Here is a 13394-nt window from a genome sequence, read left to right as displayed (position 1 = left end):
AACAACTCCCTATTACTCAATTGTTAACACCAGAGCCAGAGCATTAAGCACTGCAGCAATGCGTAAAGTCGCTTGCATCGCCACCGTGCTTAATCCCTCTTCTTCTAGGTGCGCAACATGAGAATGAATGCACATTCCGCAACCATTTAACGCAGATACAGCTAAGGCAAACAGCTCAAAATCAGCTTTAGGCACACCGGGATTTGCCATCGCATTCATGCGTAAATTCGCAGGTAACGATGACAACTCTTTATTTTCCGCCAAATGGATGGCCCGATAATATACATTATTCATAGCCATTAGCGTTGCGGCTATTTTTGCTGCTTGATGTAACTCTGGTGTTATATAAGCCTCTCCCTCCGTTAAAATAGCTTCTAGTATTCGCTTATTTTTAACACTATATGCAATAGCCAAGGTGGTCCCGTAAAATTGATTCTCCGTTAAACCCGTCTGAGCTATATTTCCAAATAGATTACTGACGTTAAGACGTATGTCTTTAGCATAATCAGGAATACTTTGTTTTAATTGTTCAATAGACATAATATCCTCTCATTACTCTCGGTATTGAATTCAATGCCGGTATTTTAATGTAGGCTGGGCTGCCAAGCCCAGCATTTAAAACTCGATATAACCCTGTTTGCTGGTCTAACAACCTAGCTTGCGTCGTTACAAAGTTTCCCCACCCACAGGACGATTACAAGGACAAAGTTCATCAGTTTGTAATGCATCTAAAATACGTAATACCTCTTGTGGATTACGGCCAACGTTTAGAGAGTTCACACTGACATGTTGGATGACATTATTGGGGTCAATAATGAAGGTGGCTCTTAAAGCACAACCGCTTTCCGCATCTCGAACTCCCAACCCATCCGTTAATTTTCCATTCACATCCGCAAAACTATACTGATCTAAAGCATGTAAATCTTTGTGCTCTCTACGCCATGCCAATTTGACAAATTCATTATCAGTACTGCCTCCTAAGACGACAGCATCACGGTCATTAAACTCGCCATTTAATCGAGCAAACTCCACAATTTCTGTTGGGCAAACAAAAGTAAAATCTTTAGGATAGAAATAAAGGACTTTCCATTTACCAGCAAAGCTCTGTTCCGTAATTACTTCAAAAGCACTTTCCCCATTTTCCTCATGGTTATTGAAACCAGGTTTTACCGCCACAACAGAAAACCCAGGTATTTTTTGGCCAACAGTTAACATAATGATCTCCTCTTACTGATTACAGTTTTAGTATAGTGATGGTGTATAATTATTTAAAATGAATAAAATAGATGTAATTAATCGGAAAAAGCGATGAGAAAATTAACCAACCTAAAGCAACTGCATTATTTAATAAACCTCTATGAGCATCAACATTTTGGTCGTGCTGCGGCAGCGTGTTTTATAAGCCAATCCACCTTAAGTGCGGCCATTACCAATCTTGAGGAAACACTTGAAGTACAACTTTTGGAACGCGATCATAAAACCTTTTTATTTACCCCCGTTGGCGAAGAGATTGTAAAACGTAGTCGAGTACTCCTTGAGCAAAGTGATGCCTTAGTGGATTATGCGAAGACTCAGGGCAAAATGATGCAAGGCAACTTTTATCTGGGAATTATTCCTACCATTGCTCCTTTTGTATTAAATGGGCTGCAAAATCAGTGTCAAGAACGTTATCCGGAATTAACTCTATTTATAAGAGAGGATACGACTGAAAATGCATTAAAATTATTGCGCGAGGGAAAACTGGACATGGTGATTCTTGCCTTACCTTATCCTACTTCCGATCTTCATACACGCATCTTGGGCAAAGATTATTTTCAGTTAGTTTTACCTAAAGCATGGCAAGGCCTTACCCCAGAAATTAGCAACTTACCTGAGAACAGCATTTTCCTTCTGGAAAAAGAACACTGTCTGACTGGGCATGCACTGCAAGCCTGTGAATTGAAAGACAGTAAACAAATTAATCATTTCTTTGCTACCAGCTTGCATACATTAATTCAAATGGTCAATCATCAGCCAGGAATAACCTTTTTACCTACATTAGCGATTAACAGCGGAATTCTTCGTGGCACTGAGCTAATTGCGCGACCATTAACAAATAAACAGGCTTATAGAGAAATCGGGGTTGCTTGGAGGGCCACCTCATATAAAATAGCGAGGTATGATAAATTGGCACAGCTCATTCAGCAGGTCGTTACAGATACCCTTCAGCGCGACTTTGTATTATAGTTTTCTTCTATTTTGCAAAAAGAGTGAGAAAATATGCGTCAACTTACTGTATTAATTTTTATATTAATCTCGTATTTAGCTCAGGCGAATAGCACTCAGCGTATTCCCATGCTCGTAAATGACAAGGTTCAAGTTTGGAAAACTTTGATTTATCCGAATAAAGAGCAAATTTTAGCCATGCATCGCCATGAGCATAATCGCGTAGTGGTGGCTTTGGACTCGGGTAAACTTAAAGTTACCAACAATAAAGGGGAAGTGCATTATCTCGAATTAGAAAAGAATCAAGCCTATTATTTGCACAAAGATGTTCCCGGCGAATTGCATACCGATGAAAATATGAGTGATCATCCAATAAAAGTCATCGTGGTTGAGCTCAAGTAGTGCGAACTGAGTGCCCCAGCTCATTTTTTACTCGTGTTATTCGCACAGGCGAAGAGTTCTAATTAGCTTTACTTCTTGAGCGCCGAATTACCGCAGTCAAGCTGCGGCAATTCGAGGATTTGCGAACTCAAAGCTTAAAGCAGCAGAAACACTACTGCTGAGCTACTTTGTGCCGGAATGGCATTTGTGATGATGTCCGGAAGGCATCAATACCCCCACTTTTTGAAAAGCATCAAATCGACTTTTGACAACAACCATAGTGATTTTATTATTCACTTCATTGCTTTTAGCTACCAAAGCCTCAACGTTACTCCATTGGGCATTGGGGGCTGTAATCGCCGTTTTAATTTGTTGCCGTATCACACGTTTTTCTTGAATTAAAGGTTTCATTTCTGCGCGCATACTTTTTCTTAAAACCTGTAATTGAGCGCGTTGCTCTGTAGAAAGTGATTTATACTTGGCACATTGCTCTTGTTTCTGTGCTGCTATATTCACATTAGCTGGCTCTGTTTGAGCAAATACTACTGAGGTCCCTACTAATGCGAAAGCGCAACTGTTAACAAGTAGCAAACGTTTGATGTTCATTTTTTTCTCCTATTATTTAGCTCTTCATTGCTAAGTGTACTGGCTGAATGTAATAGGAATATGACAAATGGATTGTTTATTGTAACATTCTTGTTACAATAAATTAGACACTTCCTACCTTAGCTGTAGGTACTAAATGAATACCAAAAAACACCATATTTTGATTATTGATGATGATCAAGAGATCATAGATTTGATCAACGATTATCTGATTAAAAATGGTTTTCGTACCACCTGTGCATTAAATGGGCTGATGCTCAAACAATTGTTACGGGAACATAATTTTGATCTGGTGATTCTCGACATCATGCTACCAGGCATGGATGGCCTGCAACTCTGCCAAATAATTCGCCAGACATACAGCATACCCATTATTATGCTCAGTGCAGCGAACAGTATTGCAGATAAAGTTGCAGGCCTGGAATTAGGGGCTGACGATTATATCTCCAAACCATTTAGCGCTCGTGAACTCCTAGCACGAATCAAAGCACAATTAAGGCGCACGCAAGGCGAGTTAAGTGAAGATCGCAAAAAGCTCGCACCCTTACAGCAAATCTACTTTGAGAATTGGATTCTCGATCGCAACACGCATGCATTGATTGACCAAGATGATATTGCAATTCCGCTAAGTCAACGCGAATATGATTTATTGCTTATTTTTTTAGAACACCCAGGGCGTATCTTAAGCCGAGATCAACTAATGGATCTTTTATACGATAAGAATTTTGATTCGCAGGATCGCACAATTGATGTCTTAATTGGTCGTTTACGCAAAAAGATTGAACTAGATCCCCGCAATCCCCAATTACTATTAACTATTCGTGGTGGCGGTTATCAATTCAAAACAAAGGTTGATATGTTATGAGTCAATTAACCACCACAGCGAAAAAAACGCTGTTGGGATTAGTCCTAGGAAATCTCATCATTGGCTTTGCACTGCTGCAATTGGGGCAATATTATGCACATGCTCATTCATTTATTTCTGCTAATACCATACGCTCATTAACAAGACTAGTGAATCACTTGCAAAAAAGCCCCCAATCCAACTGGCCCTCCATTCTGCAAAATCGTCATTCTCGCTGGTCAGAAATTAGCTTATCCTCTAGCCCGGTCTATGAACAAAATGCCTTATTAACCTTAAAAGCCCCTGTCCTGTTCAATCTCATGAAGCAAAATAAAAAATTGGAATTTTCCCTATTCATCCAAGAAAATGCATGGCTAAATGTCAGTATGATCCCCCCTGTATCAAATCAACTAAGTTTTATTATCAGTCTTTTACTTATTTTATTAGGAGCTTTAATACTCCTTAATTATTGGGCTGTAAAAACACTAAACCAACCTATTCAAACCTTAATCCAAAGCCTAAGTTATAATGAAAAGCAGGAAAATTGGCTACCCATCCCTCTAACAGGAAACTCTGATCAAAAAACCATCTTTAAAAAAATTAATGACCTCCAAGAGAAAGTAAATAAGCTTTTAGCTAACCGTACTCGGATTGTAACCGCTATTTCTCATGATTTGCGTACCCCATTGACCCGTTTGAAACTGCGAACTGAATATCTGACGGATAGTCCCTACTATGCCAAAATTAGTGCGGATATTAATGATATGGAACTGATGATTCAGGAAACCTTAGATTATTTTCATGATATTAATCATGAAGAGAAACCGCAACGCTTTGATATGGTCGCGTTGCTATCCTCGCTAAGCGATGATGCCTTGGAATTAAATTATCAGGTACATTTTACGAGTAACTGCTCTAAATTGATTTATTTGGGTTCGGTGAATTTATTAAAGCGTGCCTTAAGCAACCTAATTAATAATGCGGTACATTATGGTGTTCAAGCAACAATCCATTTACAACATTTGCCTCAACAGGTGGTAATCACCATTACAGATAAAGGCCCCGGCCTTCCGGTAGCCGAATTGGAACAAGTGTTCCTTCCGTTCTATCGTGGTGAGTACTCGCGCTCACGCAGTACTGGGGGAACCGGTTTGGGATTAACCATTGCTCGTGAAATTATCCAGAAGCATCAGGGTGATATCTCTCTAAGTAATTTATTAGAAGGAGGCTTAAAGGTTCGAATATCGTTACCAATTAAATCATTGTAATAATACAACTAGTCGATATTAAAATTACCTACTATTAATAAGTTCAACTAAACTAATGATGTGGATATTCAATAAGGCCAAGGACTGAAACCGAAATGCTCTATAAGATTTTCAACTACTTAAAACATTCGGATAGCATCGAAAAATATACTCGGCAATATCGCCTGATTCAGTATGTCACTTGGGAACTCCTTTTTGTCTGTGCAATTGTCGCGATTTTCTATTCGATGTCTCAGCTTTGGGCTTTAATCACAATTATTGGTATTACAGCTGGACTCACCTTAGCTAATTTATGGCTACTTAAACGAACTAAAAATGTATACTTATGCAGCCAACTTCTGGCTGCTATTATTTTTTTCGCAATTGTTATCGGTAACTATTTAGTTTGGGGTATTGGTCCACTACATACCCAATGGTTCTATGTAATGCCCTTACTTGCAGCATCACTTACGGGAATGAGTGGTTTATTAATTTATTCCATTGCCTCAATGTTAATCCTCATTGTCTTTAATCAATTTGTCATTCCTCCTTATTATAATTTACCCCCCTATCAATTCCTGGCAATCGAGCTCATTAATCATTTATTCACCTATCTTATTATTGTGACGACACTTGCCAGTTTGCTGCGTGAAAACGAACGCTATGAGCAGGAATTAAATGATAGGAACTACCTATTACAAACAGAAAAAGATAAATACCACTATCTAGCTCGTTTTGATCATCTGACAAATTTACCTAATCGTCGCTATTTCATTCAGCATTTGCACGAGTTAATTAACACGATAAGCCCAAATCATTGCATTACCGTGTTCTTTATTGATCTGGACAATTTTAAGCACGTCAATGATCGTTATGGCCACAGTATAGGAGATCAATTACTTTTAGAAACCTCAAGACGACTCCAACTGTGTTTTCGCGAAAAAGATTTCATTGCACGGCTTGGTGGTGATGAATTTACTGCCATCGTACCCCATGCTCCCAACAAGCAAACCTCCCAGGTGATTGCAGAACGAATTATTGAGGAGTTTCAACCAATCGCGATTCTTGAAAATGGGGAACCTTATTGTTATTCCATTAGCATCGGCTCAGCTACCTATCCGGATGATGCGAAAACAGCGACAGATCTCGTCGTTAAAGCAGATTTGGCAATGTATGATGCCAAGAAAGTTTATGGTTGCTCTTACAGCAGCCTTGATGGAATACAACGTAATCAGGATTTGTTACGGACTAGTTAACCGATGTAGGCTGGGCTTAAAATATATAGCCCAACCTACCTTATGCCTTTATTATGCGTTGGCTTCCAAGCGCGCTTTTAATAAGAACAGAATGGTTTTCTTTTTCTCGTGAGATATAGAATCTGATTGAATCAAATGTAAACAATAATCAGTAAAGGCATTCAATCGCTCTTGAGTTGACTGTACTGAATCATCAGTCATTTGCTTGTTGTATCCATTTTCTAACTCTGCTGCAATTGCAATAGCTGCATTTTCCTCAGGCTCTTGAGTATTATCTAAACCTTCTTGCTTGCTTAAGGCAGCAATTTTATCTAAAAGTGTACTCAACTGTTGTTTGCTTACATCTGTAGCAGGAGCTTGTTGAGTACTCTTGATACCTCTTCTTCTCAGATCATCTTGATCACGTCGCTGTTCTTGCTCCCAATATTCTCTATCGCCTTGAAATGCAATAACCGTCATCAATACTCGTGGATCAATACCCTTATGATCAAATATTTCTCTGTCGATTACGTGGAACGTCCAGTCATTTTTCAGCCTAAAAAATGGGCGAGACATCTGCGCCATTTCTTTGTTGGTCACTGGATCATAGATAGTAAATAATGTTCCCCAAAAGTTCATTGATGCCTTAGCAAGCTTCGTATAGCCATCGCGGTCATAAATATCAAAGGTAGGGAAGAAAGAAAATAGGCGCTCATCTGCTGCACCTAAATAATTTTCAAAATTATCGTAAACATCAAAATGTGCAGTAAATGAAAAGAATTTAGAACGTGCATAAGCAATTTTGTTATCAAATGGGTCATAAAAGTCATAAGTTAACAGCAAGCTAAAAAATCTTCTATATAAGGTACCTAATTTTTGAGTTTTGGTTTCAATATCATAACTTGTTGTCATGCTAAGCCAGTGCTCTTTTACGTAGAACTCATCAGGAACACGACTAGGAACGCTTTCTGCAAAAGCAAAACTAGCGCTAAACAATACCAACGCGACTGCGAGGATTTTTCTCATAATGACCTCATCTATTGCTATAAGATGAGGCGCATTATATTTAAATATTCTTAAGATAATATTAAGTTAGTTTGGCAGGCAAACTCTTCACATTGGGGTTCTTTGAATAGGCATCAAGGATGTCGTTAATTAATTGTTCTACAATACTTTCCTTCATATCCTCTTCAATTAAACCGATTTTTTCCTTCATTCCCGCTAAACGAGTTTCAATCTCTTTAGCGACTGAACCATTGGGGAATAAAGCCGCCAGCAAGCGTCGTGCCTCAGCAGGTCCAAGGTGCCGGTATAAATGGTTTCTCACAGAAGCATCCTCAGCGGTGGTACTAAAAGCCCACAACTCGACCGGACCTAAAGTTAGGGTAAGCAATTGAACGTTCACCCCACTCTTAGTAGCAAATTGAGCGAGGAAGGTGGCTCCACCAAGTCGAGGACCATGCACCCGATTACGTAACGCAGCCTTAGCTGTTTCAGAAAGCCCGAATATAGACGTGGTTTTTTCAATTGCTTGAGAAGGTCCCGCGTCCATAATATAAATTGCAGTCGCAAAATCGATCATTACCGGATCAAAGTCATCCACCGACTGAGAAAGCAAAGCAATTTGTACTTTCCATTTTCGTCCTTCACGCATGTCGATAATTACTTGTTCACGCACAGCGGCTGATTTCGAAGTACGATGGAATTCATCATAAACGATGCGCTTATGGTCTTCGCGTATCTCCCGCACACGTTCCTTATGGTATTCCTTGTATTGTTCAGGAATATTATTCAAACTTTCTTCAGTTAAATAATAATGTCGCGCCAAGACATAGCGCGCCAACATATACATTACCGCCGTTTGGCGGTCCGCTGCGTCACCGCCACTCTTGGCTACCTCGTCAAGGTCTAGAGAAACTACACGCGCATCCCCAATATCGAAACTGGTCACCCGTGATAAAATAGGATATTCACGCACCGCAGCAGAAATCATTCGCGAAAAAGCATTAATTAATGACTCCCCCGTAGGAGCTGTAATCTTTTCATACAAGTCTTCAATCGAAGGAGTACGGCAAATAGAAGCCGCATCCGCAAGTAGAGGCATGGCATAACGCTGAGCCAGCATAGCTTCATGCTCAAATCCTGCAGAGTACAGTGAATCAGTTACTTCCCACCAAGTTGATTTTGAGTCACGAACAAAACCAATCTCTTCCAATATACTATCCAGGAATACTTCCACACCAGGGGCATAAGGAGTTGGGTTAAATTCATCAGCCATACTCTTAAATAACTCATCGACAACCATACCTGCAAGATCGGGCATACCATCATAGGGTTTCTCCGCACCTAACGGGGTTGTCAATAAGGTAATAAAGTTCACCAAGAATGCACGCTCTAAGGCTGTTGGGTAACGGCAGCCTAATTGAGTATCAAAGGGATTAATTGAATAATCTGGTGTCATTCTTAAACGGTGATAAGCCACCAAGTGGCGTTTTGAAGCCGGTAATGCCTCTTGCAAAAGCGAAATCAATCCACTACTTGATGGCCCAATATCAATAATAGCGATACGTGGTAAGCGTAATAAACCACCAGATAAACATAGCGCTAAATTGATCGCGTTAGACAGAACGGATTTACCCGAACCAGGACGGGCGTAAACTAGATCAATCCATGTAGTTTGTTCCGTAGAGCCGGGTTGGAAGGGCCAAGGTTTCCCATCGGGGGATCTAAAAAGCAATGCTCCTTTATTCCAAGGTGACGCAGGACGAGTAATAGGTAGCATCGAAACTACGGCACTTAAAGGAGCCACCGTAGGTACTGCTGTACTATTCAATGTTCCCGCTAACATGCTGGACACGAAACCACCAAAGGGATCACCGCAAATTTCAGACACATCCGTAGAGCCCCAGCCTTGAATTGCTTTAACTAATTCGGAACTACGTTGACGTAATAAAGGCAATCGCCCTTCAGGCGCCCACGTTGTAGCCACTACACGTAAACGAACAATTGATTCATCCGTATTAAGTTGTAAATATTTTAGTAAGTTAACTGAATCACTAATTAGACGGTTTTGTGCCGAACTGAAACTTAAAATTCCCGCCAAAAGACCTTTTAATTTAATTGTAGTCAGTCCTTCACTTTCAATTAAAAATGAAATTTTCCAAGGAATATGAGAAGGCAAGATACGCCCAAACAAATACACAAATGGTCTTACATCTTTTGGGAATAAATCGATATAGGTGGATGAGTAAATCTTATCGCCAACTTGAACGGTGCGTAAATCTAAGACCTCTGCATCACGCGGTAGCACCTGTTTAGCTAATGAGGGCCATAATAGATCAGAGGCGTCCCCCTCAAAGCTATTAAACTCTCTTACAGGGATCATGTCTCCAGGCAAAGTAGCACGCCAATCATCAGCGGTGTAATCCGGATCAGCGGTCATGCGAATCGCATGCACTGCGTCGTGAACCTCTAATAGTTTTCCAGCAACATGTAAGGAATCTAAATCATTCATGATGGCACGAACATAGGCATCATGGGTATCACGTAATTCAGGAACTGCCGCATAAATCGTTTGACTGCTTTTAAATGGAGGTGCTTTAGTATCTTTGAGCATCTTCGTTTTAGCTTTATTAGCGGCTTTTAACTGTTCCGTAGTTAAGTTGAACGGTCTGGTGATTAATACAAAGAATAAACGCTCTTCGGCACAATACTGTGCCATGTAGTCAGTACGTTCTTCAAAAAGGTCACCTAAATCTAAACCAAGTCGTTTTGCTGTTGCAGTTGCCGGATCGTAAATATCACGAATTAACTTTCTGATGTTTTGCTTATCATGGCTAAAGTAAACCTGTAAACCATGGCCTGGTCGCCCCATAGCCGCCTGGAACGCATTTGTTAAACCTGCAACCAGCTGATCAAATTCTGCAGGTCCTGCAAGTGCAGAAATCCCTTCGACTTTAATGATTGATAATAAAGAACCATCATGATTTACCAAAACAGTTGGGCTATCCGCTGTTTCTAAATCAATGTATGACTCTGTTGTTTGCTTAAGTGAAGTACTTAGCCAGGCAAAGAAGGTATCAACCCCTTCAAAAAAAGATTCTGACCAATGCGCCATTTTTATTATCCCCATTTAGTGTAGCTTAGGGTCAATTTCCATTTCTACTCTAGTGGAAAAAATGGAACCAACCACTAGGTCAACGAACCTTATACAGTAATTTCTTCTAAGGCACTCGCAGCCCATTTTTCGATCTGTTTACGAAATTTTGCCCGAGAAGGCAATAAAAGTATGTTTTTAAACAGTTGTGACCGTCTCTCTTCATCATTCACCCCCGCGTCAATCATTAATTGACCAAAAATGGCAGGATCACTTGTACCCTCACCAAATTTTTCCTCTACTAGTTGTGAACGAAATTTAAATCCGCGATAAATATTCTGCGCACTGGATTTATATCCAGTATCATTAGTTATAGCACAGAAAAGCACGTGGCAAAGGCTATTTAATTCCGTCTGAGTTAGCTCAGGAAGATAGATTAATGTTCCCCCCCCATATCCACCAACACCAACAGATTCAATAAAAAAGCACTGTGCACAAAAGCAACAAGCAGTTACCAAGTTTGGTAGTTTATTGTTGGAGTAATTATTATCAAGATTTACTACTTCTTGAAATAGGCGTGCTTGAAAACCACAAAATTGACAAGTATAACGATCTCGTTGCAAAACTTTTTGCTCATATGACTTAAATCGCTCGTCGACTTTTCTGGCTGAATATAAACGCCATGAACCTGGCGTAGCCAGTAACCTCAACTGTTTTTTTTCTTGATTCACTGCCATATTTTCAGCTCACGTTGCCTAATACAACCTTATTATTAACTGATATTTTTACTATTTATAGTCTATTGGCCCAATTAGAAGTCTAACTCGTTTACATAAACAAAGCGGGCAAATTCAATTTACCCGCTTTTGTTGCAACCCAATTATTATGAACCAGTATATACAGTACCAGTAGGACCCGCTGTTTTACCGCCTGAAGAACCGAACATAGTAGCTCCAGTGACCCCTAAAATTGAAGGGAGGAACAGCAACGCTGCAGCAATAAATACTAGTGCAATTGGTGTACCAATTGGGATTTGAGTTGGGTTATCTTTGTGCTGCTTAAACTTCATAATCGCACCGATTGAAAAACCCAAGCCAGCCAAATAAGAACCTGCTGTGATTAATTTAGTCAGGTTCGTAAATGACCCTGTAATTGATGACGCCATAGCACCGATAGTCATACTCCCACCAGCAACTGCATCCTGACAAACTAAGGCTAATAAGCTTAGACAAACAATACTGCTTAACCAAGACTTAAAGCCTGCTTTACTAATGATTTTACTTTTCACTATTGTCTCCTAAATTTAAAAGTAAAAAACACACACCCACATACTATCACGTGCCGTATATTGTATTATTAATCATATTGATAGTCCCTACAATATTGATTGCCAAAATTCCCCCAAAAACATGGACTAAACCCTTTCCTGTTCCTCCTGGAGGCTGCCCTTGTGACGCTGAACGCGCGATCAACACCCACCCTCTCACAAAAGCGACCAGCCCAATAACCTGGATGATAATTGTCAGTGGCCTTCCGACCACACTCCCATTACCAAACAAGAAATCTAATGTCTGATTGCTACTGTTTACTGGGGCGTATTGAAGAACATTTTGATAACCAAAAGTGCTCTGCATTAACGTTGCAAAAGCTGTCGGGAAATAAATGAATATTGCCCCTACCATCAAATAAACTACAGGCTCTTTAACACTTGTGTGACTAGACATCATCGTCCGCGCCTCACCATATACTTTTAAGCTGTAAATTGCTTTAAATAAAAAAGCACAACCTATTAGATATGCACCGCCCGTGATTAAGCGTTGTACAGGCACCAATGAATTTGCAATATTGGTTAGTATGTTTGCCTGACTCGCTACCCAGCACGCAACCGTCCCGCCTGTACATGTTGAATCAGCCATATATTTACCTCAACTATCGTCTTGACTAAATCTAATTATCCGTCCAGAACTCGTTAAGACTCTACCTTCCATAGAGTCAATAAGCTTAACGACTCCATATCCCGCAATCTTTGTCCCTTCTCTTACTGTAAGTGTAGAACCATTTGTGCCAATTAGCCAAGCCCGACCAGGAATTACTGCATTAATATAATAAATATTTGCGTGCCCATAACGCTGGGGGGGCAATATCCTGCGCACTACCTTAGGTTTTGTACGCTCCATTAATACTGCAATTACTTCTGACTGCTTATTTAACTGATTGGTTAAATCAGTAATTGTCTGGTTGAGTTGAGTAATTTGTGCACTTAAGTTATTAATATTATTACTTACATTTCCAACCTGCTCATTCATTGAAGAAACCTGTGATTGAACATTTTGTTGGTTTGTCGCAATAGACTCAACTTGTTGTTTCAGCCCAGTAGTATCCTCATGCGACACCGGAATTGTTTGCTGCGGAATAGGCTGAGGAGCAACTTGCTGCTGAGCCGGCTGGGGTTGAAGTTGTGGCATTGGTTGTATTTGTTGCTGAGGAGCAACAGAAGCCACTGGCGAAGCTGGAAGATTCCCCTCTTTAGTCTGAGGTGTACTTTTCCCTGAAAAAAAGCCCCCAACAACTTTATATCCCACCATAGCCGCAATGATAACACCTACAGCAATTAATGCATTACGGCGCACATCTTTATTAGGCCCCTTAGGAGATTGCCCCGGTGGTTTTGGTGAAGGGCTTGAACCTGACTCAGCATTGCCCATTGACTCGTGGTCATAAGACTCATACTCGTCGAATTTATATTCATCATTTTGATCGTTTTCTGCCATCGTCTTCTA

Annotated in this window: 14 protein-coding genes; 5 read left to right on the top strand and 9 right to left on the bottom strand. The window is 40.2% G+C overall.

Translation table 11 applies throughout. From position 1 onward, the window contains the following. Positions 1-12: 12 nt before the first annotated feature. Together E1P08_RS10160 and E1P08_RS10155 are read right to left on the bottom strand one after the other, a co-directional pair. Positions 13-540 carry a carboxymuconolactone decarboxylase family protein gene (locus E1P08_RS10160; protein WP_133136909.1) on the bottom strand — a complete coding sequence of 176 codons (528 nt, stop codon included), beginning with the start codon at positions 538-540 and terminating at the stop codon, positions 13-15. 126 nt (positions 541-666) lie between these two features. Next, positions 667-1215 (bottom strand): peroxiredoxin, encoded by a 549-nt coding sequence (locus E1P08_RS10155; RefSeq protein WP_133136908.1) that lies wholly within the window; start codon positions 1213-1215, stop codon positions 667-669. Between the two features lie 93 nt (positions 1216-1308). On the opposite strand from E1P08_RS10155, the gene E1P08_RS10150 reads away from it, so the two are divergent. Both E1P08_RS10150 and E1P08_RS10145 read left to right on the top strand, forming a co-directional pair. Next, positions 1309-2226 carry a hydrogen peroxide-inducible genes activator gene (locus E1P08_RS10150; protein WP_133136907.1) on the top strand — a complete coding sequence of 306 codons (918 nt, stop codon included), beginning with the start codon at positions 1309-1311 and terminating at the stop codon, positions 2224-2226. Between the two features lie 33 nt (positions 2227-2259). Beyond that, entirely contained in the window at positions 2260-2607 is a 348-nt protein-coding gene (locus tag E1P08_RS10145; protein ID WP_133136906.1) for a cupin domain-containing protein, read from the top strand. Positions 2608-2769: 162 nt separating this feature from the next. Here the strand turns inward: E1P08_RS10145 and E1P08_RS10140 are convergent, their stop codons facing one another. Further along, the gene (locus E1P08_RS10140) at positions 2770-3192 is read right to left on the bottom strand and encodes a Spy/CpxP family protein refolding chaperone (protein WP_133136905.1); all 423 of its coding nucleotides are present in this window, start codon (positions 3190-3192) and stop codon (positions 2770-2772) included. Positions 3193-3328: 136 nt separating this feature from the next. On the opposite strand from E1P08_RS10140, the gene E1P08_RS10135 reads away from it, so the two are divergent. The 3 genes from E1P08_RS10135 (at position 3329) to E1P08_RS10125 (ending at position 6539) form a co-directional block, all read left to right on the top strand. Beyond that, positions 3329-4057: a response regulator transcription factor gene (locus E1P08_RS10135; RefSeq protein WP_133136904.1), complete on the top strand. Its 729-nt coding sequence runs from the start codon at positions 3329-3331 to the stop codon at positions 4055-4057. Next, positions 4054-5304 carry a sensor histidine kinase gene (locus tag E1P08_RS10130; RefSeq protein WP_133136903.1) on the top strand — a complete coding sequence of 417 codons (1251 nt, stop codon included), beginning with the start codon at positions 4054-4056 and terminating at the stop codon, positions 5302-5304. The genes E1P08_RS10135 and E1P08_RS10130 overlap by 4 nt, the downstream gene beginning before the upstream one ends. Positions 5305-5399: 95 nt before the next feature. Further along, positions 5400-6539 (top strand): diguanylate cyclase domain-containing protein, encoded by a 1140-nt coding sequence (locus E1P08_RS10125; protein WP_133136902.1) that lies wholly within the window; start codon positions 5400-5402, stop codon positions 6537-6539. A 51-nt stretch (positions 6540-6590) separates the two neighbouring features. Here E1P08_RS10125 and E1P08_RS10120 read toward each other — a convergent pair whose 3' ends face one another. From E1P08_RS10120 to icmG, 6 genes are all read right to left on the bottom strand, one after another. After that, entirely contained in the window at positions 6591-7544 is a 954-nt protein-coding gene (locus tag E1P08_RS10120; RefSeq protein WP_133136901.1) for an LURP-one-related family protein, read from the bottom strand. A gap of 61 nt (positions 7545-7605) precedes the next feature. Continuing rightward, positions 7606-10635 carry a type IV secretion protein IcmB gene (locus E1P08_RS10115; protein ID WP_133136900.1) on the bottom strand — a complete coding sequence of 1010 codons (3030 nt, stop codon included), beginning with the start codon at positions 10633-10635 and terminating at the stop codon, positions 7606-7608. A gap of 89 nt (positions 10636-10724) precedes the next feature. Then, positions 10725-11351, bottom strand: a complete 627-nt coding sequence (gene icmJ, locus E1P08_RS10110) for a type IVB secretion system protein IcmJDotN (RefSeq protein ID WP_133136899.1) — start codon at positions 11349-11351, stop codon at positions 10725-10727. A gap of 146 nt (positions 11352-11497) precedes the next feature. Beyond that, positions 11498-11902 (bottom strand): type IV secretion protein IcmD, encoded by a 405-nt coding sequence (locus E1P08_RS10105; RefSeq protein ID WP_133136898.1) that lies wholly within the window; start codon positions 11900-11902, stop codon positions 11498-11500. 46 nt (positions 11903-11948) lie between these two features. Next, positions 11949-12530: a hypothetical protein gene (locus E1P08_RS10100; protein WP_058533123.1), complete on the bottom strand. Its 582-nt coding sequence runs from the start codon at positions 12528-12530 to the stop codon at positions 11949-11951. 9 nt (positions 12531-12539) lie between these two features. Continuing rightward, positions 12540-13385 (bottom strand): type IVB secretion system protein IcmG/DotF, encoded by an 846-nt coding sequence (gene icmG / locus E1P08_RS10095; RefSeq protein ID WP_133136897.1) that lies wholly within the window; start codon positions 13383-13385, stop codon positions 12540-12542. Positions 13386-13394: the final 9 nt, after the last annotated feature.

It is taken from the genome of Legionella rowbothamii, from assembly GCF_900639985.1.
Classification (GTDB): domain Bacteria; phylum Pseudomonadota; class Gammaproteobacteria; order Legionellales; family Legionellaceae; genus Legionella; species Legionella rowbothamii.
The sequence above is the reverse complement of the archived record's forward strand: the minus strand, read 5'-3'. Positions and strand labels throughout refer to the sequence as shown.

Excerpts from the sequence above, each read along its gene's own strand:
- E1P08_RS10160 (WP_133136909.1), bottom strand. The coding sequence starts at position 540 with ATGTCTATTGAACAATTAAAACAAAGTATTCCTGATTATGCTAAAGAC.
- E1P08_RS10155 (WP_133136908.1), bottom strand. The coding sequence starts at position 1,215 with ATGTTAACTGTTGGCCAAAAAATACCTGGGTTTTCTGTTGTGGCGGTA.
- E1P08_RS10150 (WP_133136907.1), top strand. The coding sequence starts at position 1,309 with ATGAGAAAATTAACCAACCTAAAGCAACTGCATTATTTAATAAACCTC.
- E1P08_RS10145 (WP_133136906.1), top strand. The coding sequence starts at position 2,260 with ATGCGTCAACTTACTGTATTAATTTTTATATTAATCTCGTATTTAGCT.
- E1P08_RS10140 (WP_133136905.1), bottom strand. The coding sequence starts at position 3,192 with ATGAACATCAAACGTTTGCTACTTGTTAACAGTTGCGCTTTCGCATTA.
- E1P08_RS10135 (WP_133136904.1), top strand. The coding sequence starts at position 3,329 with ATGAATACCAAAAAACACCATATTTTGATTATTGATGATGATCAAGAG.
- E1P08_RS10130 (WP_133136903.1), top strand. The coding sequence starts at position 4,054 with ATGAGTCAATTAACCACCACAGCGAAAAAAACGCTGTTGGGATTAGTC.
- E1P08_RS10125 (WP_133136902.1), top strand. The coding sequence starts at position 5,400 with ATGCTCTATAAGATTTTCAACTACTTAAAACATTCGGATAGCATCGAA.
- E1P08_RS10120 (WP_133136901.1), bottom strand. The coding sequence starts at position 7,544 with ATGAGAAAAATCCTCGCAGTCGCGTTGGTATTGTTTAGCGCTAGTTTT.
- E1P08_RS10115 (WP_133136900.1), bottom strand. The coding sequence starts at position 10,635 with ATGGCGCATTGGTCAGAATCTTTTTTTGAAGGGGTTGATACCTTCTTT.
- icmJ (WP_133136899.1), bottom strand. The coding sequence starts at position 11,351 with ATGGCAGTGAATCAAGAAAAAAAACAGTTGAGGTTACTGGCTACGCCA.
- E1P08_RS10100 (WP_058533123.1), bottom strand. The coding sequence starts at position 12,530 with ATGGCTGATTCAACATGTACAGGCGGGACGGTTGCGTGCTGGGTAGCG.
- icmG (WP_133136897.1), bottom strand. The coding sequence starts at position 13,385 with ATGGCAGAAAACGATCAAAATGATGAATATAAATTCGACGAGTATGAG.